The sequence below is a fragment of the Streptomyces atriruber genome, from assembly GCF_001418325.1.
In the GTDB taxonomy this organism is placed as follows: Bacteria; Actinomycetota; Actinomycetes; order Streptomycetales; family Streptomycetaceae; genus Streptomyces; species Streptomyces atriruber.
On record NZ_LIPN01000164.1, the window covers coordinates 109,501 to 133,036 of the forward strand.

Here is a 23,536-nt window from a genome sequence, read left to right on the forward strand (position 1 = left end):
TGTTCCGCAACCGGCACGCTCCCCGACCTCTGGCACCACTTCGCCCGCGCCGCCACAGGTCTGGGGCCTGAGTTCCTCACTGGAATGCGGTGCTGGCTGGTGAGTAGGGTTGCGGTTCGGACATTGGTCAACTGCGCGGCACGGCAATGAGGTTGATGGCTGCGCTCATGCCTACGGCGAGAACACGGGGGGCTGGATGCGGCGGCGGGCTGTGGGAGCGGGTCTCGCAGGCACAGGCGTAGTCGTGGCCGCGTTGCAGGGCTTGGTGTCCGGCCCGTCGTCGCTGGGAGGCTGGGTCGCTTTCGGGGTGTTGGCCATGGCAGGGGCTGTCGTTGCGGCCTGGGGCAGCTGGGCGCAGGCGCCCGCCTCCTCTGATCCGCCCGCGCCGTCGCCCGAACCTGTCACGGCATGGGTCGTCGACCGGGACGAGAGGCAGCGAGCCGAGGACGCGGTGTGCGGGAACGGCGCCGCGGTAGGGATTACGACGTCGCTCTGGGGCGCGGGAGGCTTCGGCAAGACAACGATCGCCGAGATGGTCTGTGCCAGTTCGCGGGTGCGTGAGCACTTCAAGGGCGGGGTATACAGCTTCACCATCGGCCGGGAGGTGCGGGGACGAGCGGACATCGCTTCACGAGTGGCCGAGGTCACCCGGTTCATCACCGGCAACACCGAGCAGTTCTCCGACCCGGCAGAGGCCGGTAGGCATCTGGGCCGGTTGCTGGACCAGCGCAAGCGGACCCTGCTCCTCCTCGATGATGTCTGGACGGACGAACAGCTCGAACCGTTTCTCCACGGCGGAAAGCACTGCGTACGGCTGATCACCACTCGAGTTCCCTCGCTGCTGCCTTCTGGCACCCGGACGATCCAGGTCGACCAGATGACCCTCGACCAGGCCCGCACCGTGCTGACGCGGGACCTGGACGGCCTGCCGCAGCTGACCATCGGTGCGTTGCTGGATGCCACCGGCCGGTGGGCTCTGCTGCTGCGTCTGGTCAACCGACAGGTCAAGGCACAGGTGATGACCGGACAGGATCCGGCCCGAGCCGCCGAAGAGATTCTGCACCAGCTCCGCGTCCACGGTCCGCAGGGAGTCGATCCCACGGGCGCCACCATCGATGTGGACCGCCCGGAAGAGCGGCGCCGGGCGATCCGCGCCACCATCGAGGCGGCGACTGGGCTGCTGCCCGAGGGAGGCATGGAACGTTTCGCCGAGCTCGCCATCTTTGCTGAGGACGAGGCCGTGCCACTGCCACTGATCGCGCGACTCTGGCAGGCCACCGGGGGACTGAGCGAGCGAGCGTCCCGGGAACTGTGCGCGCAGCTGGCAGGGCTGTCGCTGCTCTCCCTCACCAGAGACGACGGCGGGCGCATCAGCCTTCACGACGTCATTCGCGACTATCTTCTCAGCGCCCACGACCCGACACAGCTTGCTGCGCTGCACGGACGCCTCGTGGACGCCTCAGCCGACGGCCTCCCCGACGCCGCACCGCCCTTGGCACGCGCGAGCGCTCCGTATCCCACGTGGTGGGAACTGACCGACGGCTACCTCCAAGACCATCTCATCGAGCACCTCGTCGCAGCAGGTCGCACCGAACTGGCCGAGGCCATCGCCAGTGACCTTCGATGGGTGGCGGGCCGCCTCATCCGATACGGCGCCAGCGCACCCCCGCGCGACCTGAGCCACGTTCCCACCACGGACGCGGCAGCCCGCACACGCTCCCTGGCACAGGTCACCCACCTGCTTGCCCCCACCGATCCCGCGCCGCTCGTGGTCAACACCCTCTATAGTCGGCTCGCCTTCCTCCCCTCCTGGCGCGACCAAGTCATCAACGGGCTCGCCACCGTGCCCGCACGGCCGCTCCTGGTTGGACTCTGGCCGCCCCCCGACCTCCCTGACCGTGCCCAACTGGCCACCCTCACCGGCCATACAGGCACGGTGGAGTCGGTGGCGATCTCACCCGACGGCACCTGGCTCGCCACCGGCGGCCGGGACAGAACAGTGCGGTTGTGGGACCGGGCCAGCGGACGCTGCACCGCCACCCTCACCGGCCACACCGACGCGGTGGGGTCGGTGGCGATCTCGCCTGACGGTACCTGGCTGGCCACCGGCAGCCGGGACGGAACGGTGCGGTTGTGGGACCGGGGCAGCGGACAATGCACCGCCACCCTCACCGGCCATACAGGCACGGTGGAGTCGGTGGCGATCTCACCCGACGGCACCTGGCTCGCCACCGGCGGGGAGGATCGGAAGGTGCGGTTGTGGGCCCGGACCAGGGGACGCTGCACCGCCACCCTCACCGGCCACACCGCCTCGGTGACAGCAGTGGCGATCTCACCCGACGGCACCTGGCTCGCCACCGGCAGCTGGGACAAAACGGTGCGGTTGTGGAACCGGTCCAGGGGACGCTGCACCGCCACCCTCGCCAACTCCACCGGTGGGGCGCAGCCGGTGGCCATCTCACCCGACGGCACCTGGCTCGCCATCGGCAACTGGGCCGGAACGCTGGGGTTTTGGGACCGGGCCACCAGACGCTGCACCGCCACCCTCACCAACACCGACTCGGTGACAGCAGCGGCAATCTCATCGGACGGCGCTTGGCTCGCCACCGGCAGCCGCGATGGGAAAACGCAGTTGTGGGACGTCACCAGCAGACAGTGCACCGCTAGCCTCACCGGCCATACCGGCAGGGTGGAGTCTATGGCGATCTCGCCCGACGGCACCTGGCTCGCCACCGGCGGGGAGGATCGGAAGGTGCTGCTGTGGGACTGCGTGAACGCTGCAGATGAAGAGCCCACCGCTGTCACCGGGTACGCCCGCGGGGCGCAGTCGGTGGCGATCTCACCCGACGGCAATTGGCTCGCCACCGGCGGGGAGGATCGGAAGGTGCGGTTGTGGGACCGGGCCAGCGGACGCTGCACCGCCACCCTCACCGGCCACACCGCCTCGGTGACAGCAGTGGCGATCTCACCCGACGGCGCTTGGCTCGCCACCGGCAGCCGCGATGGGAAAACGCAGTTGTGGGACGTCACCAGCAGACAGTGCACCGCTACCCTCACCGGCCACACCGCCTCGGTGGAGTCGGTGGCGATCTCACCCGACGGCACCTGGCTCGCCACCGGCGGCCGGGACGGAACGGTGCGGTTGTGGGACCTAGCCGACGGCCGGTGCACCGTCTCCCTCGCCGACCCCGTCGGTGGGGTGCAGTCGGTGGCGATCTCACCCGACGGCACCTGGCTGGTCACCGGCAACTGGGACGGGAAAGTGCGGTTGTGGGACCGGGCCAGCGGACAATGCACCGCCACCCTCGCCAACTCCACCGGTGGGGCGCAGTCGGTGGCGATCTCACCCGACGGTACTTGGCTCGCCACCGGTAGCCGTGATGGAAAAGTGCGGTTGTGGGACGTGACCAGCGGACAGTGCACCGCCACCCTCGCCAACTCCACCTGTGGCGTGCAGTCGGTGGCCATCTCAGCCGACGGCGCCTGGCTCGCCACCACCAACCAGGACAGAGAGATCCGTGTTTGGAACGTCCGCGACAGATTCGTCGCGGCGGTTGTGCGCACCGATGACGCCTTGGCGAGCTGTACCTGGTCGAGCCTCGACACCACCCTCGTGGCCGCAGGTACTGGTGGACTACACCTCTACGAGCTACGCACCTGATCCGGGGGCCATCGCCCGGGGGGGTGCACAGCAGAATCAACCGGTCCCGCTCCAGCCACGACTCGTGGCTGTGCGCTCTCGCACATCTCCGGGCGCGACGTCGCGCCAACCTGTGGTGCCCGGACTTGAAGGAGACACCCCGCGTGTACGGCGTCCCGGAGAAGTCCGAGCGGTCGTCCGTGCGGGAAGTCGGCCGGACGAGTTCCGACGCTCGCGACCAGCGAATGTGGAGAGCTGCCCGGCCTTGTGCGAGACGCTCAGCCGGGTGCCCGGAGAACGTTGAGACTGCCCGGAGATCACGTAGAACGGATCGAGCCACGTGGCTCGAATCGCGTCACTCGTGGATCGGAGGTGGAGCCGGTGTCCCGTACCGCCCACTTGCATGTCGCCTCCGGCTACTCCGCCCGCTACGGCGCCGCTCTGCCCGAGGTCCTGGTGCAGCGGGCCGCAGTGCGGGGGATCGGTGCGCTCGCGCTGACCGACCGCGACACGGTGGCCGGGACGGTCCACTTCACCAAGGCCTGCACGGCCGCGGGTATCCGGCCGCTCTTCGGCGCTGAGGTCGCCGTGGCCCCCTGGGGCGGGTCCGGGCCTGCACGGCGGGCTCGGAAGCCGGTGAGTGGCGGTGCGCTGTGGTGGAGGCGCGGTGCCGGGTGACACTGCTGGCGCAGTCGGCGCCGGGCTGGGCGCGGCAGTACCGTCTCGTGTCCGCGGCGCACGCGCAGCCCGTCGACGGGGTGCCGGTGGTGGCGTGGCCGGTACTGGAGGGGCATCTCGGGGACGGCCTGGTGGTGCTGCTCGGGCCGGCGTCGGAGCCGGTGGCCGCATTGCTGGCGGGCCGCCCCGACCTGGCCGAGCAGCTGCTGGGGCCCGGAGCGGGCCGTCACGTGCCGGGGGCTGCGGCTGGGGGCGGTCTGGCACGGGCGCACGGGGACCGGCGCGGGGTCGCTGCGGCTGGCGGGGCGTACCGTGCGCTGGGCAATGCGCTCGGGGTGGCGGTGGTGGTCTCCAACGCGGTGCGCTACGCCGATCCCACACAGCACCGGCTCGCCGACGTGCTAAATGCGGCGCGGCTGCTGCGCCCCGTCGACCGGCGCGCGCTGGACAGCGGGGAACGGTGGCTCAAGGGCCCGGCCGAGATGGAGGCGGCGGCCGCGCGCGTCGCGGAGGCGGCCGGGCACGGGCCCGTGCGGGCGGCGGCACTGCTGGCCGAGACCGACGCGGTCGCCGCATCCTGCCCCCTGACACCGCAAGGGCTGGGACTGGGGCGGCGGCACTTTCCCGAGCCGCACGTGGTGGGCGCCGACCGCGAGCGCGGTGGGGCGATGCGGCTGCTGCGTCGGCACTGCGAGGCGGGCATGCGGGCGCGCGACCTGGAGCAGGATGCCGCCGCGGTCCAGCAACTGGACGACGAACTCGAGGTGATCGGCCGTCTCGGCTACGAGGGCTACTTCCTCGCCGTCGCCCAGGTCGTCGCGGATGTGCGGGCGATGAGCGTGCGCGTCGCCGCCCGCGGCTCCGGGGCCGGCTCCATGGTCAATCACGCCCTGTTCGTGACGACTGCCAATCCGCTCGAGCACCGGCTGCTGTTCGAACGGTTTCTGTCCGAGCGGCGCACGTCACTGCCGGACATCGACCTCAATGTGGAGTCCGCGCGCCGCCTGGAGGTCTACGACAAGATCTTCGAACGCTTCGGCCGGGAGCGGGTCGCGGTGACCGGGATGCCGAAGACCTACCGGGCCCGCCATGCGCTGCGCGACACCGGGTTCGCCCTGGGCATCGCCCCGCAGATCGTGGACGAGATCGCCAAATCCTTTCCGCACATCCGGGCCTGCGACATCACCTCCGCGCTGGCCGAGCGGCCCGAACTGCGCCGGCTCGCCGCCCGCGCCGCCGAGTTCGGGCCGCTGTTCAAGCTCGCCGAGGGCCTGGACGCGCTGGTGCGCGGCTACGCCATGCACCCGTGCGGGGTCATCCTGTCCAACGCCTCGCTGCTGGACCGGCTGCCTGTGCAGCCCACGCCCGGCGGCCAGTTCCCGATGTCGCTGGCCGACGAACACGATGTCGAAGACCTCGGGCTGCTTAAGCTGGATGCGCTGGGGGTGCGGATGCAGTCCGCCATGGCGCACGCGGTCGCCGAGATCCGGCGCACCACCGGCCGCCAGCTCGACCTCGACAACCCCGACCACGCCCCTCTCGATGACCCGCAGACGTTCGAGATGATCCGCCGCTCGGACACTCTCGGTTGCTTCCAGATCGAGTCGACCGATCAGAGGGACCTGGTGGGCCGGCTGCAGCCGCGGCACATGAAGGAGGTCATCGCCGACATCAGCCTCTTCCGCCCTGGCCCGGTCAAGGGCGGCATGCCCGCCCGGTTCATCGCCGCACGCCACGGCGCCGCACCGCACTCCCCCCGCCCCGACCTCGAACCCATCCTCAACGACACCTACGGCGTGGTGATCTGGCATGAGCAGATCATTGCGATCTTCGCGCGGATGACGGGCTGCGACCGGGCATTCGCCAACGTCGGCCGCCGCGCCCCGGCCGATACCGACCGACTGTCCCGCGTCAAGGCCTGGTTCACCAGGTCAGCCGCCGCCCGCGGCTACTCCCAGACAGTCGTCGACGAAGTATGGGACGTGATCAAAGAGTTCGGAGCGTACGGGTTCTGCCACGCCCACGCGGTCGCCTTCGCCGTTCCCGCGGTGCAGTCGGCCTGGCTCAAAGCCCACCACCCCGCCGCCCTGTACGCGGGACTCCTGGAGCACGATCCGGGCATGTGGCCGATGCGCGTCATCGTCGCCGACGCCCGCCGCCACCAGGTGCCGGTGCTGCCCGTCGACATCAACCGCTCCCCCACCGCCCACCGCGTGGAGGCCACCGCCCGCGGCTGGGGCGTGCGCCTGGGCCTGTCCACGGTCAAGGGCATCAGCGAGGCAGAGGCCGCACCGATCCGCCGGACGTCGCCCGTGAGGTCCTCGCCACCGGCGCCGATGTGGTGGCCCTGGAGAAGGTGCCGAACCGGGCCATGAAGACGTACGAGAGGGAACTGCACGGCACCTATCGGCACCGCGCGGCGGGCGACACTCTCGGGCTGTGGTCCCGATATCCGCTGCGTGAAGTCGAGAAGCTCGATCTCGGCGGCGCCTGGCCGCACGCCGTCCGGGCCGTCGCCCGCACCCCCGTCGGTGACACGGCGGTGTACGCGGTGCGCCTGCCGTCCGTCCGCGTCACCTTCGACCAGGGCTTCGCCGTGGCGCAGCGTGACGCGAGCGCGGCCCGGCTGCGGGAGCGGATCGCACGGGATCCCACACGGCGCCTGCTACTCCTCGGCGACCTCAACGGCGCCCTGCGGGACCGGGGCCTGGCGCCGCTGACCACCGTGCTGCGGCCCGCGGACGGCCGGGCGGGCCACGGTCTGGGCTTCACCTGGCCCGCCGCGTTCCCCGTCGTCCGTCTCGACCACGTCCTGGTGCGCGGCTTCGCGTCGACGGGGACCGACGTGCTCCCGGACCTCGGCAGCGACCACCGCCCGGTCCTCACCGGACTGCGGGCCGACCGATGAGGCCGCCGTGAGGCCGCCCTCGGGGACGGCCTCAACTCGCTCACCGGTCAACGGCATTACGTCCCGTCAGAACGCCCTCAGGAATTGCCCAGAGGGCGAAAGTCCCCGGTGTTGAGGACTTTCGCCGGAGAGATCGAGCGCGGAGAACTGTGACGATCAAGACATACCCAAAGATCATCCATCACCCTTTCGGTTCTCCCAGAAAGGCCGCCCCGATGACCTCCCCCTCGGACCATCCGCTCGCCCACGGCTTCCTGCCCGAGCGGCTGCCGGTGCCGCACCTCTCCGGATCCTGGACCCGGCTGGACGCGCTGGCCCATGCGGCCGCCGCCGCGCCGTGCCGGGAGGACGCCCGCCTCCTGGTCGCAGAGGCGTGCCGGTCCGCCGAGCTGACGGTGCTGCGCCAGCGGACCGCCCGGCTGTCGGAGCACCGGGCCAAGGCGGCGGCGATGCGGGTGGCGGTCATCGTGGCGGCCTGCGGGTGGACCGATCTGGACCCGGTGTCGCCCGGGTCCCGGCGCGCGGCGAACGAGGAGTTCCGTGCCCTGTGGTCGTCGCTGGCGCACCGCACTGACCACCCCCGGTTCGTCGCTCTGCCCACGCTGTCGCTCCTGAACTGGGCGCCGCTGCGCAAGCCCGGCCGGGCCGTGCCGGTCGACCAGCTGGCCCGTACCGAGTCCCTCGTGCCGATCGTGCGCTGGTCGGCCGGGGAGCGGCCGCTGTCCCGCCTGGACCGGCTCATGCTGGCCACGGTGCGTCTGGAGGCCCACGGGGTCTGGCTGTTCCGGCTCGCCGAGACCCTGGCGGGCCGGTCCCCCGGCGACTGCGCCATCGCCGTCGCGCTGCGCCGGATGACCCGCATCCAGCACACCCTGCAGGGGCAGCTCCGTTCGAGCACGGCCAAGTTGAGCCATGCGCCCGCGACAGGTCAGCAGTGTGCGGTGCTCACCTCACTGGCCGAGCAGGAGGCGCTGGAACCGCCGGTGCTTCTGGCGTCCGACGCCGTGCTCGGCATGGGCGGCCGTATGGGAGTAGGCAGCCGCTACCAGTTGCGCAGACACCTCCCCGCCCAGCACCGCGCCTGGCTGTCCACCCTGGACCGCCGCAGCGCGGGCGTGCGGACCCTCGCGCACCGCCGCGGCCCGGACGCGGACGCCTATCGCGACGCCCAGGAGTCACTGGTCGCACTGCGCTGCGCGTACGCGGAACTCGTACGAACCGCCATGCAGCCGGCCCCGAAGGGTCTACTCGGATCGACGCGCCCCATGACCCGGACCGTGCAGCGGGACACCCTGCGGCGGACCAGGATGCTGGTCGACGGGGCCGCCTGATTCCGGCCCCTGGAGTCATGTCCGGCAGGGGGAAGGGCCTACCGGGTCTTTGAGGTAAGTGGCGCGTTCTTCCGGGGTGAGACCGCGGTTGACGCTGCGGCAGACCTTGCGGAGGGCGGCATCCGGTCGGACCGGGGCCGCGTCCCACAGCCGTACGGTGCCCCCGTCGCTGCCACCGGCTATGTGCTTGCCGTCGGGGCTGAAGGCAAGGGCCGCCTTGCTGGCAGCACGTCGGGGGAACGCGTGGCGGAGCCTGCCGGTATCGGTGTCGTAGAGACGGACCTCGCCGTCGGTGCGGCCGTTGAGGGCGAGGGTGTGCCCGTCGGGGCTGAAGGCCAGGGCTCCGACCTTGTCGGCGCGCTGCGATATGACGGTGCGCAGGGTGCCGCTTTCCACGTCCCACAGGCGTACGCGGCCCTTGGTGTCGCCCGCGGCCACGGTCCGTCCGTCGGGGCTGAAGGCTGCCACGGGAGTCAGTGCCGAAAACGCCTCGAACCCCTTGAACATGCGGGTCTCGCCCGAGGCGATGTTCCAGGACCGCACCACTCCTGTCGCGTCACCGGCCGTCAGCAGGTCCCCGTGCGAGGTGAATGCGACGGCCAGTACGTGGTCGAGTGGCTTGGTGAGTGTGGCGCGTACCTTCCCGGTGCGCACATCCCACAGCCGCACCACTGCTCTCTCTGATCGTGCGCTGCCGCTGAGGACGGCGAGACTCCGCCCGTCAGGGCTGAAGGCCACGGACCGCACCTCGGGGAACGCGCGCAGGGCCGTTGTGCGCGGGGTGCCGTCGGCCGTGTTCCACAGCCTCACTTCCCCACCGTACGGACCGGAGTTGCTGCCCGTGGCCAGCAAGCGTCCGTCGGGGCTGAAGGCGATGGCGGCGAGCTCGTCGGAGCGCGTGATCGTGGGTACCCGTGCCGCTTCCGCGGTCATGTCCCACAAGCGCACCTCACCGTCTATCGAACTGCTGGCCAGCGCATTGCCGTCAGGGCTGAAGGTCAGGTCGGAGATGGTGGCGGAGTGCCCGGCGAGCGTGGTGCGGGCCTTGCCGGTGGGCGTCTCCCACAGCCTGATGCGCAGATCGCTGCCGCTGGTGGCGAGCGTGCGGCCGTCAGGGCTGAACCTCAGGAGGGGCCCTTCGGCGGTTTGCACGAAGAACGTCGCCCGGGCGCGGCCCGTGCCGAGGTCCCAGAGGCGCACCCTTCCGTCCGCACCCGCGGTGGCGAGCGTGCGGCCGTCGCCCGCGATGGCCACCGAAGTCACCGCGTCGCCCGGAACCAGCAGCGGAGAGCGGGGCTTGAGCGACACGACATCCCACAGCTGAACGACTCCCTGCCCCTTTTCGTTCACACCACCTATCGCCATGGTGCGCCCGTCAGGGGTGAACGCCAGGGCGCGGACACGGCTCACCGCTCCGTCGAGGGTCGCCCGACGGCGGCCGGTGCTCGGATCCCACAGCCGTACGGATCCGTCATCACTGCGGACAGCTGCCAGGGTGCGGGCGTCGGGACTGAAGATCTTCCACATGTTCGCGGCTCCGCGCAACGTCGTGCGGCGCGTGCCGGTGGCGGCGTCCCACCTCCACACTTCGCTGTCGTCGTGGCCGCTGACCAGCAGACGACCGCGGCGGTCGAACACCAACGACGGCAAGTCGCCGACGATGCCGGTGAACGTTCGTCTCGTTCGTCCGCTCGCCGCATCCCGCACCACCACGCGCGCCGTGCCGTGCCGCAAGCTGCCGACGGCCAGCGTGCGGCCGTCGGGACTGTATGCCGACTGGATCCCTTCGGTGGACGGCCCACGCCCGAGACGCCGGTCGAGCGGCAGACCGGCGGCGGCACGGAGGCTGGTGGCGGCCTCCTTGGTGGCGCCGGTGTCGTAGGCGTGGACGGCCAGGAGCGAGGCGAGATCGGGCTGGGTATCGAGCAGGGCGGCGGACTGGGCGGCGAGCTGCCGGGACAGGGCGGTCTGCTGGGCGGCCACCGCGCGTGCGCGCTGCTTGTCGCTGGTGCGGCTCTGCTGCCAGGCGAGCAGGCCGGCGGTCAGGGCCAGGGCGAGCAGCACGGACACGGCGACGGAGAACCGGCGCAGCCGTCGGGTCGTGCGGGCGGCCGCTTGCTGTTCCTGGCCGCGGGCGGCGGTGCTGGTGTTCAGGAAGGTGCGTTCCAGATCGGTGAGGTGGGTGTCGGACGGGGAGTGGGCGTCGGGGAAGTGCTCTTCGGCACTTGCCAGCCGGGTTCCCCGGTACAACGCGCCGCCGTCCCGGTCCAGTTCGTCCCACGTGGTGGCGGCTTCGGTCAGGCGCCGATGGGCGCGCAGGCGGTCGCGGTCCTCCTCGATCCAGGCGCTCAGCCGGGGCCAGGCGGTGATCAGCGCCTCGTGGGCCAGATCGACGGTGGTGTCCTCCAGAGTGATCAAGCGGGCGCGGGCCAGCAGGTCCAGCACGGTGCGGGTGTGGGGGTGCCGGTCCTCTTCCAGTTCGTGCACGTCGATGGGGCGGCGGGTGTCCGGGGTGCCCTCGCCCGGGGTGATCAGGCGCAGCAGGATGCGCCGGGCCGTGTCGGCCTGGGTCTCGGAGAGCCGGGTGCAGACGTCTTCGGCGGTGCGGGTGATGGCTCCGTGCAGGCCGCCCGCCGTGCTGTAGGCCTCGTGGGTGAGGGCGTTGCCGCGGCGGTGGCGCCAGGTTTCCAGCAGTGCGTGGGAGAGGAGGGGGAGGCTGCCGGGTTCGGTGGCGGCCTGGTCGACCAGGTGGGTGGTCAGGGTGCGTTCCACGGTGAGTCCGGCCGCGGTGGCGGGTTTGACGATGGCCTCGCGCAGCTCGCTCGCGGTCATCGGACCGACGGGCAGGCTCGACTTCCGCACGGTCGCCGCGAGTTCGGGGTGTTCGAGGCAGCGGGGGTAGAAGTCGGCGCGTACGCCCAGCAGCACGCGCAGTCGGCTCTCGGGGTGGCGGGCGGCCAGCAGACGGGTGATGAACCCGGCCCGTTCGGTGGGGTCGTGGCAGAGGGTGAAGGCCTCCTCGAACTGGTCCACGACCAGCCAGGTGTCGCCGGCCGCCGCCACCGGGGTCAGGACGTTGGCGTGGGTACGCAGGGGATGGGCGCCGGGGGTGAGGATGCGGATCGCCGCCGGGCGCAGCGCGGCGTCCTCGAAGTGGCGCAGGCGAGGGATGAGCCCGGCACGCAGGAGGGAGGACTTGCCGCTGCCCGATGGTCCGAAGACCACGGTGACCGGGTGCTGTCTGGCCAGCTGTGTCAGGTCGTCGGTCAGTTGCCCCCGGCCGAAGAACAGGTGCGCGTCGCCGGGCTCGAAACGGGCCAGGCCCCGGTAGGGCGCCTCGGCGGTGTCCTCGGCGGCGGCCGCCGTCTCGCTCTCCTCCCGCGCGGCGGCATGCCAGCGCCGCTCCCAGTCCTGTGCGTCACCTCCGCAGGCTTTGGCGTAGGCGAGCGTCAGGGGCAGGGAGGGGAGCTTCTCGCCCGCGGCGGCCTGGGACAGCGCGGTGATCGAGTAGCCGGTGCGCCCGGCCAGCGCGCGATAGGCGATGCCACCGGCCTCGCTGCGCAGCTTGCGCAGCTCGACCGCGAACCGCGCCGTCGGCCCCGCCGCCGGATCGACCGGCTTCTCCCTGCGCCCCATCCTGAATTCCCCCGAGCTCCGGATGATCGCTGCAGCGCCACGCTACGGGCCCGGCAAAAGCCGGACAAGCTGCCCGTCGGCCATCCCTGGTGGCCCCCGTCCGTCCGCGACTCGATTGTTTACCCGCACTGACCTGGGGTGATGAAAAACGCCGCGGTGAGCTGAAATCGGTGCCGGACCGCCCCAGGTGGGTCTGCCATCCGACCACTGACACCAAGGAGTTCCACCATGCGAAGCACCGAGCTCGACCGCGGAGCAGTCACGTTCCGCCGCACCGCTGTGATCACGGGCATGGCTCTTGTGCTCGGCGGTGCCGTCATCATGCCCTCGGCGTCGGCCGCGGCTCCCGCCGGCCCCCAGGCCTGCGCGACCAAGACCCTCACCACCGGCTACCAGAAGCAGGGAACCACGGTGAACAAGTCGGGCAGCAGCAGTTGCAACGACCTCAACCTCACCTACTCCAACGACTCGACCTCCACCGTAGGTGACAGCTACCGCGGGTTCTACAAGACATCCAGCGGCTGGAAGGGCGGAAGCCGCGGCTACATCTTCGCCTACGACGTCAACCACAGCCCGTGGATCGTTCTCCTGTCGGACGTGAGCGCCGGGACGCCCATGGGGGTCGGCAGCTGGTACGACGGCGGAGACACCGTCAAGGTCGCCCACTGATCTCACGCCCTGAGGGTGCCGTCCGCCCGCGCAGGCGTGCCTGGGGGCGCGCTTGCGGGGCGGGCGGCACCCTGACGCGACACGTCCGAGGAGGAGCAGGGTGCCTGCCCACCACCGCCACGCCCCATCGCCGCGCCGTACCGCAGCCATCGCGCTGGTCGGCCTTCTGTGCGCGGCGGGCGCCGCGTGCTCGCAACCCACGCCCGAACCGGGAGGTGCGCCGCCGCCCGCGATCACCAAGGTGCGGTACTCCGAGCCGTCGAGTGCCGACGTCATCCCCATGCTCTTCCCGGCCACCGGAGTCGAGAGCCGCCGCACACAGGGGCTCACCGGTCTCCTGGCCCTCGCCCAGGACGTCCGCACCAAGGCCTGCACGACACCCACCGGTGGTGCGCCCGCGGACGATCCACCGGCCATGTTCGTACGGCGCATGGCCCTGCCCGACCTGGCGTACGTGCGCGCCCACGGCTTCACCAGTCCGCCCGTACCGACACTGGCCGCCAGCCCCCGGTGTGCGGACGCCACGGAAGAGCGGATCACCTCGCTGGGGAAAATGATCGCGCCCCTACAGGCACGGTGGTGGAAGGTCGTGGAATCGGTGAACGACGAGCCGACGGTGCAACGCGCGTACACGAAGCTCAAAGGCTGCTTCGCCGGGCACGGGCTCGCCGCCGACGACGAGGACGCCTTCTTCGGCGTCGTGGACTCCCGGTTGAGCGCACGCGGCAGCGACCCACGTGCTGCAGAGCGTGAGGACCGGCGCCTGGGAGCCCTCTACGCCCGGTGCATGGCTCCGGTGGAAGCGGTGCGCGAAGGGCTTCGCCAGCAACGTCGCAAAGCGTTCCTCAAGAGCCACTCCGCAGAGGTCGGGCGACTCCAGAACACGCTCCCCGAACGCTTGGACCAGGTGGAGGACAGCTTCGACGTCCACTACAGCGCCCCGACACCGTGACGTGCGGGAGCGGGCTGCGGCAGCCCGCTCCCCCGTCCCTCCTCACCGCCCGAAGACGTATCGCTGCCCCGACCGCACCTTCAAAGTCTTCGATCCGCCGCTGAACAGAGCGCTGTGCAGCGTCAGTTCGCGCGTGCGTGCAGCCCGCAGCACGATGCGGGTGGCGCGGCCCGAGGCCCAGTCGACGTCGATCGTCGCGCCGCCGCGGGCCCGCAGGCCGCGCACGGATCCGTCGGGCCAGGCGGCGGGCAGCGCGGGCAGGATCTCGATCGCGTCGTGCTGACTCTGCAGCAGCATCTCGACGATGCCCGACGTCGCGCCGAAGTTGCCGTCGATCTGGAACGGCGGGTGGGTGTCCCAGAGGTTGGGCAGCGTCGAGGACTTGAGCTGTTCGCCGAGCATCTTGAGCGCGTGGTCGCCGTCCCGCAGGCGCGCCCAGAAGTTGATCTTCCAGGCCTTGGACCAGCCGGTGCCGCCGTCACCCCGCGCCGTGAGGGACACCTTGGCCGCCTCGGCCCACTTGCTGCCCGGCTCGATCCGGCGTCCGGGGTGCAGGGCGTAGAGGTGGGACACGTGCCGGTGGTCGTCCGTGCGGTCGTCCAGGTCGGCCTTCCACTCCTGGAGTTGCCCCCAGGATCCGATGCGCAGTCCGGGGTCCAGGGAACCCAGGGTCTTCTCCAGCTCGCCGCGGAAGGCCGGTGAGTCCCCGAGTGTGCGGGCCGCTTCCAGGGTGTTGGTGAAGAGGTCGTGGACGATCTGCTGGGCCATGGCGGCGCCCGCGGTGAAGTCGCCGTGCTCGGGCGAGTAGCTGGGCGTGACGATCAGGGTGCCGTCGCGCGGGTCGGTGCGCAGGTTGTCGAGCCAGAACTCGGCGGCCTCCTTCATCACCGGGTACGCGGTGGTGCGCAGGTAGTCCGTGGAGCCGCCGAAGCGGTAGTGCTCGTACAGCTGGGCGGTGAGCCAGGCCGCGGCCTCGGGGAACCAGAACGCGGTCGACCAGTCGTGCACCCCGGTGAAGCCGTAGGGGTTGGTCTCGTTGTGTACCACCCAGCCGCGGCTGCCGAACATCTCCCTGGCCGTACGCCGCCCCGGCGCGCGCAGCGCCTCGACGAAGCGTTCGTACGGGGACGTCGTCTCGGGGAGGTTCGCGGCCTCGGCGAGCCAGTAGTTCATCTGGAGGTTGATGTTGGTGTGGTAGTCGGCCGACCAGGGCGGGGTGGTGCTGTTGTTCCAGACGCCCTGGAGGTTGGCGGGGAGTGATCCGGCGCGCGAGGAGGCGATGAGGAGGTAGCGGCCGTACTGGAAGAAGAGCGCCTCCAGGGCCCGGTCCGCGGCGGCGTCCGCACCGGTGCCGTACTGCTTGAGCAGCCGGTCCGTGGGAACGTCCGCGGGCGGCGCCTGGCCGATGTCGAGGGCGACGCGGTCGAACAGGGCACGGTGGTCGCGCAGATGACGGGCCCGCAGCGCCCCGTGGCCCGCAGCGACGGCCTCGTCGACGGTGCGGGTGACGGTGGCGTGCGGGTCGTCGCCCCGGTAGTCGGGATAGGTGTCGGCGTAGTCGGTGCCCGCGGCGAGGACGAACCACACGTGGTCCGCGCCGGTGACGGTGATGCTTCCGTCGTCGTGCGCGACGCACGCGCCGCCCTCGTGCCCTACGCGCAGCTGGGCCTCGAACTTCAGCGCGTTGTCGGCGAGTTCGCCACGGACCGTGATCCGGTCGTCGTGCGCCGTCGCGGTGAAGTCGGTGCGGGGCGAGGTGTGGCGGAAGGTGCAGGTGACGTGTGCGGCGTGGTCGGCGGAGAGGCGGCCGACGATCACTCCGTCGGGGTGCGAGGCGAAGAACTCCCTGTGGTGGCGCACCTGTTCCTGGCGGTACGTGACGGTCGCGAGGCCCTGCCCGAGGTCGAGGGCGCGGCGGTACGCGGCGTCGGGCGCGTCCGGGGCGCCGGGTACGTCGATGTGGAGGTCGCCGAAGGTCTGGTGGGCGCCGTAGCCGCGCCGGGCCTGGCCGAGCTTCGCCGCGACGTCGTCCGGGCTCAGCCCGCCCTTCTCGTCGAGCTCGTCGCGCACGGCGTCCAGGGCGCCGGGCCGTGGCGCGCTCCAGTTGCCGAAGTCGTAGCCCTCCCGCGAGCCGGGGCCGCCGGTCCACAGGGTCTTCTCGTTGAACTGGAGCCGTTCGGAGGCGAGGGTGCCGAAGACCATGGCACCGAGGGCACCGTTGCCGATGGGGAGGGCCTCCCGCTCCCAGTCGGTGGCGGGAGCTCCGTACCAGAGCAGCAATTCATCGGAGGTGTCACGCTCCGATCCTTCGGCCGCCGCGGAGGCCCCGGAAGCCGCAGAGGCCGCCGGAGCTCCACCGAGTGCGCCGCCACCCGCTGCCAGAGCGGCCGCGCCACCGATGGCGGACCTCATGGTCGTCCTTCGCGTGATCCGCTGAGTCATGACCGATTACGGTAAAAGTCCGATGACTGGCTGGCAAGACACAAAACTGCCCCGTTCCTTGGACGGAACGGGGCAGGACTTGGACGGAAGTGCGGGGGCGCGGGCTGTCAGCCCTGCTGGAAGAGCTCCGCGGGCAGCGGCTTCAGGAGCGCGTACAGGTCGTCGGTGATCGGCCGGTCCCAGGCGGCGATGGTCACCAGGACGTTGTCGCTGCGGTCGAACTGCACGCAGGAGATCCGGCTCTCGGAGAGCTTGAGGCGACGCACGATGAGGAGGTTGTCGCCCTGCATCACCGGCATGTCCTCGCTGGACACGACCGTGATCTCCTCGTCGTTCTCCAGGGCCAGGAGCAGCTGGGCCACCTCGAAGGGGACCTCGCCCTCGGCGGTCTCGCGCGCGGGCGACCCCTCGGGGAGGTTGCCGATGATCATCGCGGGGCCGCGGCCGCCGAACAGGTCGTAGCGCAGGAACACGCCCTGGCAGCTGCCGTCGGGGGCGGGCAGCAGGCCCGCGCCGAGATTGCCGGGCCAGTCACCGGGGTCCATGGCCAGGACGTCGAAGTCCGGGCCCGCGGGAGTGGCGGAGCTGCGGCGGCGGAGGAAGGACATGCGCCCATGGTACGTGGCCTGCGAGGTGTTCCGGCGCGGGGGCGGGCACGTCCCGCCGGGGCGGTGCACTGTCCCACCAGCCACGGAGCGGCCGCAGCCGACGCCCCGGGCGCGACCTGCCCGGCCGTACCGGACGAGGTGTGGCACCACCCGCACCTGGAGTTCCTGCTCCTCCCCATGACGCACTGACCGACCTCCCGGGCCGCATCGGCACGCTCCCCCGCCTGCACACCCTCGACCTCGGTCACAACGGCCGTCGGCGGCATGGCGGGACTGCTCGGACTACGTTGCCGGCGCGCCGAATTGCCCCGCCTCCCGGACACCATCGGCTCGCTCACCGCACTCCGTGAACTGCCCGCGCTCGAAAAGCCCGACCTCCGCTGGACGAACGCCCCGGTCCGCCAAGAACTGGCGTAGCGCCGGAGCGACCCTAGGCCTTCTCGCCGGAAGGGCTCGGCGGGACCACCGCCACCGGGACCCCCGCGTGCAGCAGCACCGCGTGGGTGACCGAGCCGAGCATGCGGCCCGGGCCCAGCCTGCGCCGGTGTCGGCCGACGACCACGAGGGCGGCGCCGGGGGCGGCCTCGACGAGGTGGCGCGCGGCGTCGCCCGGCGCGATGACCACGTCCACCCGCACCTCCGGGTGGCGTTCCCGGTACGGGGCGAGCTGGTCCTGTGCGAGCTTGCCGTACTCCCGCTCCGTCTCCGCGTCCTCGACGGCCTTCATCACGAACTCGCCGGTGGGCGTGCAGCTGAGGACCGGCCACGGGTAGGCGGCGATCACCTGCAGCCGGGCCCCGCGCCGCCCGGCCTCGGCGAAGGCGAACGCGAGGGCGTTGTCGTCCGGGGCGGGCGCCGAGAGGCCGAGGACCACGCGCGGGCCCTCGTCGGGCACCGACGCCTCGGGGCGCACGGGCTCCGGGTTCGCCCCGGGCCGCGGCACGACCACCACGGGGCAGGCCGCGTCACGCGCGCACGCCAGACCGTTCGAGCCGAGCAGGAGGCTGGCGAAGCCGCCCCGGCCTCGCGAGCCGAGGACCAGCAGCCCGGCCCAGGCACCGAGCCGCGGCAGCTCGCGCCCCGGGCTGCCGTCCACCGTGACGAACTCCAGCTCGGGCAGACCGGCGCGCCCCACGAGGGAATCGCGTGCCTGCTCCACCACCGGGTCGCCGTCACCGCGCTCCACGACGGACGAGAAGGGACCGTCGACCAGCGGGACCTCGTAGCCCCGCACGTGCACGACCCGCAGTGGCACGCCGCGCAGCCCGGCGGCGGCCAGCGCCCACTCCAGGGCGCGCCCGCTGCCCTCCGACCCGTCCACCGCCACCACGACGGGCCCGCCGTCGGGTCCGGCTCCAGTGCCGCTCACGGACTCACTGCTCACGCTGCTGACCGGTTCGCTGCTCATGGCTTCAGCCTGCTGCGGACCGGCCCCCGCGGGCAGAGTCGAAAGTCACGTGATGGGCAGGCCCCAAGGACCGTCGCCACCGTGCCCTTGCAGGTCCGTTTCGCGGGCGGAGCGAGGCGCGGCCCAACCGGTGGCGGCCACGACCTCCCGGGCGATGTCCACGACGGACCGCCCGTCTGTTGCCACCCGCACGGTGTCCGCAGGAGCCCGCTGATCCAGGAGCCGTGCCTTGCGGACACTTCCCGCCAGCTCCTGCTCCAGCTCCGAGCCCAGCTCGCGTCCCACCAACCGCTCGCGGGCCGTGACGTCGGAGGCGGTGAGCAGGACTCGTACGATCCCCACTCCCGCCCCCATCGCACGCCCGAACATGCCCGCCGTCTCCGGCAGCACGCTCGTGGTGTTCGTATAGATCAGGCGTCGGTAGCCGCGCCGGGCGTAGTTCGCCCACACGGCGGTCAGATTGGCCTCGGTGATCTCCGCGCGGTGCGGGTCTCCGTCAGGTGCCGGATGCACCTGGCCCATGAAGTCGCCGTCGATGATCGCGTGAGCGACGGCCCCGGAGCGCAGCAGCGCCGAAACCTCCCATCCCACCGTCGTCTTGCCGACACCGGCACGTCCCCCGATGAGCAGTACTTCCGCATGATCCATGGGGGCAGCGTGCCAGCGGGCGACCACCTCGCGCGATCCGATATGCGCTGCGTCCAAGCGCTACGTCAGGTCGAACTCGCCCTCGCGGGCGCCGTGCACGAAGGCTCCCCACTCCGCCGGGGTGAAGATCAGGGAAGGGCTCTCCGGGCGGCCGCTGTTGCGCATCGCGACGAAGCCCTCGACGAAGGCGATCTCCACGTCCCCGCGCCCCTCGCTGCTCGATCGCCAGTCCGCCGTGCTGAGGTCGAGCTCCGGCTTGTCCCAGCCCGCGAGCGGATGCTGCTGAGTGGTGCTGTCGGCCACGTCCGTGCTCCTCCCGAATGCGTCGGTCCGGCGCCAGCCTAGCTTTCGCTCCGGGCGCCGGACAGGCCGCGGTGGCAGGACCTCCGTGTGCGGTGTCGCCGGGCGCCGTCAGCCGGTGGGCGGTTCGGCGCCGACGAGCCACATGGCGAAGAACTGCGAGCCGCCTCCGTAGGCGTGCCCAAGTGCCTTTCGGGCGCCGTCCACTTGGTGCTCCCCCGCCAGGCCGCGCACCTGAAGTGCCGCCTCGGCGAAGCGGATCATGCCGGAGGCGCCGATGGGGTTGGTCGACAGGACGCCGCCCGACATGTTCACCGGCAGGTCGCCGTCCAGTTCCGTGACGCCGGACTCGGTGAGCTTCCAGCCCTCGCCCTCGGCCGCGAAGCCGAGGTTCTCCAGCCACATCGGCTCGTACCAGGAGAACGGCACGTACATCTCGACGGCGTCGATCTCCCTGCGCGGGTCCGCGATGCCCGCCTGCCGGTAGACGTCGGCCGCGCAGTCCTTGCCTGCCTGCGGGGACACGAAGTCCTTGCCCGCGAAGAGCGTCGGCTCGCTGCGCATGGCGCCGCCGTGCATCCAGGCGGGCGGCCGGGGCGAGCGGTCCGCGCCCTCGCGGTCGGTGAGGATCATCGCGCAGGCGCCGTCGGAGGACGGGCAGGTCTCCGAGTAGCGGATCGGGTCCCAGAGCATGGGCGAGGCCTGGACCTTCTCCAGGGTGATGTCCTGCTCGTGGAGGTGCGCGTAGGGGTTCTTCAGGGCGTTGCGGCGGTCCTTGTACGCGACGAGGGAGCCGACCGTGTCGGGGGCGCCGGTGCGCCGCATGTACGCCCGCACGTGCGGGGCGAAGAAGCCGCCCGCGCCCGCGAGCAGCGGCTGCTGGAACGGCACGGGCAGCGAAAGGCCCCACATCGCGTTGGATTCCGACTGCTTTTCGAAGGCGAGGGTCAGGACGGTGCCGTGGACGCGTCCCGCGACGAGGTTCGCGGCGACGAGTGCCGTGGAGCCGCCGACGGAGCCCGCCGTGTGGACGCGGAGCATGGGTTTGCCGACGGCGCCGAGCGCGTCGGCGAGGTACAGCTCCGGCATCATGACGCCCTCGAAGAAGTCGGGCGCCTTCCCGATGACGACGGCGTCGATATCGGCCCAGGTCAACTCGGCGTCCTGCAGCGCGCTTCGGGCGGCTTCGCGGACCAGGCCCGCGATCGACACGTCGCGCCGTGCGGCCACGTGCTTGGTCTGGCCGATCCCGACGACCGCCACGGGTTCCTTAGACACGGGTCTCTCCTTCCAGGACGGCGACCAGGTTCTGCTGGAGGCAGGGTCCGGACGTGGCGTGGGCGACGGCGCGGTCCGAGGCGCCCCGGTGGATGCGTGCGGCGGCCTCGCCGAGCCGGATGAGCCCGGCGGCCATCATGGGGTTGGCGGCGAGCGCGCCGCCGGACGGGTTGACGGCGACGTCGTCGCCGAGTCGCAGGGCCTTGCGCAGGACGACTTCCTGCGAGGTGAAGGGAGCGTGCAACTCGGCCGTGTCCACGGTTCGTTCGAAGACTCCGGCGCGTTCGGCGGCCAGGCGGGTGGACGGCGAGTCGGTGAGGTCGCGCACGCCGAGGCCGTGTGCCTCGATGCGGTGGTCGATGCCGCGGATCCACGCGGGCCGCTCGCACAGCTCCCGGGCCCGCTCGCCCGCGGCGAGGATCACGGCGGCGGCCCCGTCGCCGACCGGCGGGCAGTCGCCGGTGCGCAGGGGGCGTACGGCGTAGTCGCCCTGTGCGACCGAACCGCGCAGCTGTGCATGGGAGTTGGCGGCAGCGGCCGTGCGGCTGCGGCCGGCGACCGCGGCGAGTGCGGGCTCGTCGGTCTCCCCCGCGTCGATGAGCGCCTGTGCCTGCAGCGCGGCGAGCGCCACGGAGTCGGGCCAGAGCGGGGCGACGTAGTACGGGTCGAGCTGCCGCGTGAGGACGTCGCGCACGGAGCCGGGCGAGGACTTGCCGTAGGAGTAGACGAGCGCGGTGTCGGCCTCGCCGGTCTGCAGCTTCACCCACGCCTCGTACAGCGCCCAGGCGCCGTCCATCTCGACGTGCGACTCGGAGATCGGCGGCCAGGCGCCCACCCCGTCGAGCGCCATCGTGAAGGAGAAGGCGCGGCCCGCCAGGTAGTCCGACGACCCGGAACAGGTGAAGCCGATGTCGCTGCTCCGCAGGCCGGTGGCGGCGAGGACTTCGTGCAGCACCGGCATGAGCATCTCGACCTCGGAGACCTCGTCGGTGCTGCGCAGGTGGTCGCTCTGCCCGAAGGCGACGACGGCGACGTCACGGACGGGCCGCCGCGCGGACGCCCTGCGCGGTGACGGCTCCTGGGGCGACGACTCGCGAGGCGCCATTTAGACCAGCTCCTTGTACGTGTCGTAGTCGGCGTCGGGTTCGCCCGTGGGCCGGTAGTGGTCGGGGTAGCGGCCGCCCTCGGTCCACACGGGTTCGACGCGCAGCCCCATGCGGACCTCGTCGTAGGGGATGCCCGCGATGCGTGCGTGCAGGGCCAGGTCGGCGCCGTCGAGCGCGATGTGCGCGTAGACGTAGGGGACTTCGATGTCGAGGTTCTTCGCCTTGATGTTGACGATGCAGTACGTCGTGACGGTGCCGCGCGGCCCGACCTCGACCCGCTCCACCGTGCCGACCCCGCACGTGGGGCAGGCGCCGCGCGGCGGGACGTACACCTTGCGGCAGGACGGGCAGCGCTCGCCGACGGTCCTCCGCTCGGAGAGTGCGTGGATGTACGCGGACTGGGCGCGGCCGGGCGAGTACGTGTAGTCGAGCCGCGCGGATGCGACGATTCCGGTGACGGGGTCGTCGAACGCGCCGGTGTGCGGCACCGATCGGCCTTCCGGACCGCCGCCTTCGTACGCCTCGAAGCACGCGATGTCCGTGATGGCGCCGACGCGTTCGTCGGCCCAGCGGACGCGCACCCGCATGCCGGTGCGCACGGCGTCGGGGCCGGGCACGTCCAGTGCGTGGAGCAGGGCGGTGTCGGCGCCGTCGAGTCGGACCAGTACCCAGGCGAACGGGGTGTCCAGGGGCTGTCCGCGGCGCGGTTCGTGGTTCCAGGCCCAGGTGGTGACGGTGCCGGTGGCCGCGACCTCCACCAGGTCGCGGAGCTCTTCCGCGGTCACGGGGTCGTACTCGACGGGCGGGACGAGGGTACGGCCGTCGCCGGTGCGCACGCCGAGCACCGTGCGCTCGCGCAGGCCGGTGAGGAAGGCGCTCTGCACGGGGCCGAGCGAGCGGGTGAAGGGGAACTCTACGACGAGAGGCGCACGCAGCACCTCCGGTGAGGGAGCGGATGCCATCAGAAGGACTCCGTTTCGGTGGGGAACGACCTAGGCGCGCCTGACGATCTAGGCGCGCCTGAAGACGGGGGCCCGCTTCTCCGTGAAGGCCCTGGAACCCTCCTTCGCGTCGGCCGTGTCGAACACGGGCCACCCCCGCTTCAGCTCGGCCGCGAGGCCGTCCGGCTCCGTCAGCTCGGCGGTCTCGTACACGGACGCCTTGACCGCCTCCACGGCCAGCGGCCCGCACGCGTTGATCTGTTCGGCGATGACGAGCGCCTTGTCCAGCGCGGTGCCGTCCGGCACGACGTGTCCGACGAGGCCGATGGCGGCGGCCTCGGCCGCTGCGTAGGGGCGCCCGGTGAGCAGCATTTCGAGGGCATGGGTACGAGGGATCTGCCGGGGCAGCCGCACGGTCGAGCCGCCGATGGGGAACAGCCCCCGCTTCACCTCGAACAGCCCGAACGTCGCCGATTCCCCCGCCACGCGGATGTCCGTGCCCTGCAGGATCTCGGTGCCGCCCGCCACGCAGTACCCCTCGACCGCGGCGATGACGGGCTTGCGGGGGCGGTGGTGGCGCAGCATCGCCTTCCAGTGCAGATCGGGGTCGGCCTGGAGCCGGTCCCGGTACTGCTCGCCCTCCATGCCCTTGCCCGCGAGGGCCTTGAGGTCCATGCCCGCGCAGAAGGAGCCGCCCGCGCCGGTGAGCACGATGGAGCGGATCCCGTCGTCCTCGTCGGCCTCGACCCACCCGTCGTACAGGCCCACGAGCATCGCGAGCGACAGCGCGTTCTTCGCTTCGGGCCTGTTCAGCGTGAGTATCAGTGTGGCGCCTTCGCGCCGCACGGAGAGGTGTTCGGTCCCGCCCATTGCCGTGCTCCCTCCGTCGACGGCCGCCCGCGCGGCCCGCCTGTCGGCTGCAGACCTGGAACAGGTTGCAGTAGCCGGGGAGCCAGTTCAATAGTTTTCTGACACCCAGTCAGTTTTCTTG

At 71.6% G+C, this 23,536-nt stretch carries 16 protein-coding genes and 1 pseudogene; 7 read left to right on the forward strand and 10 right to left on the reverse strand.

The window, feature by feature from the left end:
* Window positions 1–244 precede the first annotated feature (244 nt).
* From AOK03_RS18515 to AOK03_RS18530, 4 genes and pseudogenes are all read left to right on the forward strand, one after another.
* Window positions 245–3,661, forward strand: a complete 3,417-nt coding sequence (locus tag AOK03_RS18515) for an NB-ARC domain-containing protein (RefSeq protein ID WP_244177654.1) — start codon at window positions 245–247, stop codon at window positions 3,659–3,661.
* A gap of 360 nt (window positions 3,662–4,021) precedes the next feature.
* Window positions 4,022–6,657: pseudogene (gene dnaE, locus AOK03_RS18520) on the forward strand (DNA polymerase III subunit alpha); the annotation flags it as partial.
* Between the two features lie 2 nt (window positions 6,658–6,659).
* Entirely contained in the window at window positions 6,660–7,226 is a 567-nt protein-coding gene (locus tag AOK03_RS18525) for an endonuclease/exonuclease/phosphatase family protein (protein ID WP_157868995.1), read from the forward strand.
* 215 nt (window positions 7,227–7,441) lie between these two features.
* On the forward strand, window positions 7,442–8,557 hold the full coding sequence (locus AOK03_RS18530; RefSeq protein ID WP_063792520.1) for a hypothetical protein: 1,116 nt from the start codon (window positions 7,442–7,444) through the stop codon (window positions 8,555–8,557).
* 15 nt (window positions 8,558–8,572) lie between these two features.
* On the opposite strand, the gene AOK03_RS18535 is transcribed toward AOK03_RS18530, so the two are convergent.
* Complete coding sequence (locus AOK03_RS18535; protein WP_055566394.1) at window positions 8,573–12,193, reverse strand: nSTAND1 domain-containing NTPase; 3,621 nt, start codon at window positions 12,191–12,193, stop codon at window positions 8,573–8,575.
* A gap of 228 nt (window positions 12,194–12,421) precedes the next feature.
* On the opposite strand from AOK03_RS18535, the gene AOK03_RS18540 reads away from it, so the two are divergent.
* Both AOK03_RS18540 and AOK03_RS18545 read left to right on the forward strand, forming a co-directional pair.
* Complete coding sequence (locus tag AOK03_RS18540; RefSeq protein ID WP_244177655.1) at window positions 12,422–12,862, forward strand: hypothetical protein; 441 nt, start codon at window positions 12,422–12,424, stop codon at window positions 12,860–12,862.
* A gap of 100 nt (window positions 12,863–12,962) precedes the next feature.
* Window positions 12,963–13,814: a hypothetical protein gene (locus AOK03_RS18545; RefSeq protein ID WP_055566395.1), complete on the forward strand. Its 852-nt coding sequence runs from the start codon at window positions 12,963–12,965 to the stop codon at window positions 13,812–13,814.
* Window positions 13,815–13,856: 42 nt separating this feature from the next.
* On the opposite strand, the gene AOK03_RS18550 is transcribed toward AOK03_RS18545, so the two are convergent.
* Together AOK03_RS18550 and AOK03_RS18555 are read right to left on the reverse strand one after the other, a co-directional pair.
* Window positions 13,857–16,226, reverse strand: coding sequence for a glycoside hydrolase family 95 protein (locus AOK03_RS18550; RefSeq protein WP_055566396.1), 2,370 nt, complete (start codon window positions 16,224–16,226; stop codon window positions 13,857–13,859).
* A 137-nt stretch (window positions 16,227–16,363) separates the two neighbouring features.
* Window positions 16,364–16,864 carry a hypothetical protein gene (locus AOK03_RS18555; protein WP_055566397.1) on the reverse strand — a complete coding sequence of 167 codons (501 nt, stop codon included), beginning with the start codon at window positions 16,862–16,864 and terminating at the stop codon, window positions 16,364–16,366.
* A 63-nt stretch (window positions 16,865–16,927) separates the two neighbouring features.
* Between AOK03_RS18555 and AOK03_RS44880 the strand changes: the two genes are divergently transcribed.
* Window positions 16,928–17,053, forward strand: coding sequence for a hypothetical protein (locus AOK03_RS44880; protein ID WP_279616326.1), 126 nt, complete (start codon window positions 16,928–16,930; stop codon window positions 17,051–17,053).
* A gap of 241 nt (window positions 17,054–17,294) precedes the next feature.
* Here the strand turns inward: AOK03_RS44880 and AOK03_RS18560 are convergent, their stop codons facing one another.
* The 7 genes from AOK03_RS18560 to AOK03_RS18590 form a co-directional block, all read right to left on the reverse strand.
* A complete protein-coding gene (locus AOK03_RS18560; protein ID WP_079074808.1) occupies window positions 17,295–18,272 on the reverse strand; it encodes a universal stress protein in 978 nt (325 codons plus the stop codon).
* Between the two features lie 45 nt (window positions 18,273–18,317).
* The gene (locus tag AOK03_RS18565; protein ID WP_055566398.1) at window positions 18,318–18,920 is read right to left on the reverse strand and encodes an ATP-binding protein; all 603 of its coding nucleotides are present in this window, start codon (window positions 18,918–18,920) and stop codon (window positions 18,318–18,320) included.
* 60 nt (window positions 18,921–18,980) lie between these two features.
* The gene (locus AOK03_RS18570; RefSeq protein ID WP_055566399.1) at window positions 18,981–19,223 is read right to left on the reverse strand and encodes a DUF397 domain-containing protein; all 243 of its coding nucleotides are present in this window, start codon (window positions 19,221–19,223) and stop codon (window positions 18,981–18,983) included.
* A 108-nt stretch (window positions 19,224–19,331) separates the two neighbouring features.
* Window positions 19,332–20,498, reverse strand: coding sequence for a thiolase domain-containing protein (locus AOK03_RS18575; RefSeq protein ID WP_055566400.1), 1,167 nt, complete (start codon window positions 20,496–20,498; stop codon window positions 19,332–19,334).
* Window positions 20,491–21,603 (reverse strand): thiolase domain-containing protein, encoded by a 1,113-nt coding sequence (locus AOK03_RS18580; protein ID WP_079074809.1) that lies wholly within the window; start codon window positions 21,601–21,603, stop codon window positions 20,491–20,493. The genes AOK03_RS18575 and AOK03_RS18580 overlap by 8 nt, the downstream gene beginning before the upstream one ends.
* Window positions 21,604–22,566: a Zn-ribbon domain-containing OB-fold protein gene (locus AOK03_RS18585; protein ID WP_055566401.1), complete on the reverse strand. Its 963-nt coding sequence runs from the start codon at window positions 22,564–22,566 to the stop codon at window positions 21,604–21,606.
* 48 nt (window positions 22,567–22,614) lie between these two features.
* A complete protein-coding gene (locus AOK03_RS18590; protein ID WP_055566402.1) occupies window positions 22,615–23,415 on the reverse strand; it encodes a crotonase/enoyl-CoA hydratase family protein in 801 nt (266 codons plus the stop codon).
* Between the last annotated feature and the right edge of the window lie 121 nt (window positions 23,416–23,536).

What these genes read in the sequence shown, in the direction of transcription:
- AOK03_RS18530 (WP_063792520.1), top strand. Translation starts at nt 7,442, where the DNA reads ATGACCTCCCCCTCGGACCATCCGCTCGCCCACGGCTTCCTGCCCGAG.
- AOK03_RS18535 (WP_055566394.1), bottom strand. Translation starts at nt 12,193, where the DNA reads ATGGGGCGCAGGGAGAAGCCGGTCGATCCGGCGGCGGGGCCGACGGCG.
- AOK03_RS18540 (WP_244177655.1), top strand. Translation starts at nt 12,422, where the DNA reads ATGCGAAGCACCGAGCTCGACCGCGGAGCAGTCACGTTCCGCCGCACC.
- AOK03_RS18550 (WP_055566396.1), bottom strand. Translation starts at nt 16,226, where the DNA reads ATGAGGTCCGCCATCGGTGGCGCGGCCGCTCTGGCAGCGGGTGGCGGC.
- AOK03_RS18555 (WP_055566397.1), bottom strand. Translation starts at nt 16,864, where the DNA reads ATGTCCTTCCTCCGCCGCCGCAGCTCCGCCACTCCCGCGGGCCCGGAC.
- AOK03_RS18560 (WP_079074808.1), bottom strand. Translation starts at nt 18,272, where the DNA reads ATGAGCAGCGAACCGGTCAGCAGCGTGAGCAGTGAGTCCGTGAGCGGC.
- AOK03_RS18565 (WP_055566398.1), bottom strand. Translation starts at nt 18,920, where the DNA reads ATGGATCATGCGGAAGTACTGCTCATCGGGGGACGTGCCGGTGTCGGC.
- AOK03_RS18580 (WP_079074809.1), bottom strand. Translation starts at nt 21,603, where the DNA reads ATGGCGCCTCGCGAGTCGTCGCCCCAGGAGCCGTCACCGCGCAGGGCG.
- AOK03_RS18585 (WP_055566401.1), bottom strand. Translation starts at nt 22,566, where the DNA reads ATGGCATCCGCTCCCTCACCGGAGGTGCTGCGTGCGCCTCTCGTCGTA.
- AOK03_RS18590 (WP_055566402.1), bottom strand. Translation starts at nt 23,415, where the DNA reads ATGGGCGGGACCGAACACCTCTCCGTGCGGCGCGAAGGCGCCACACTG.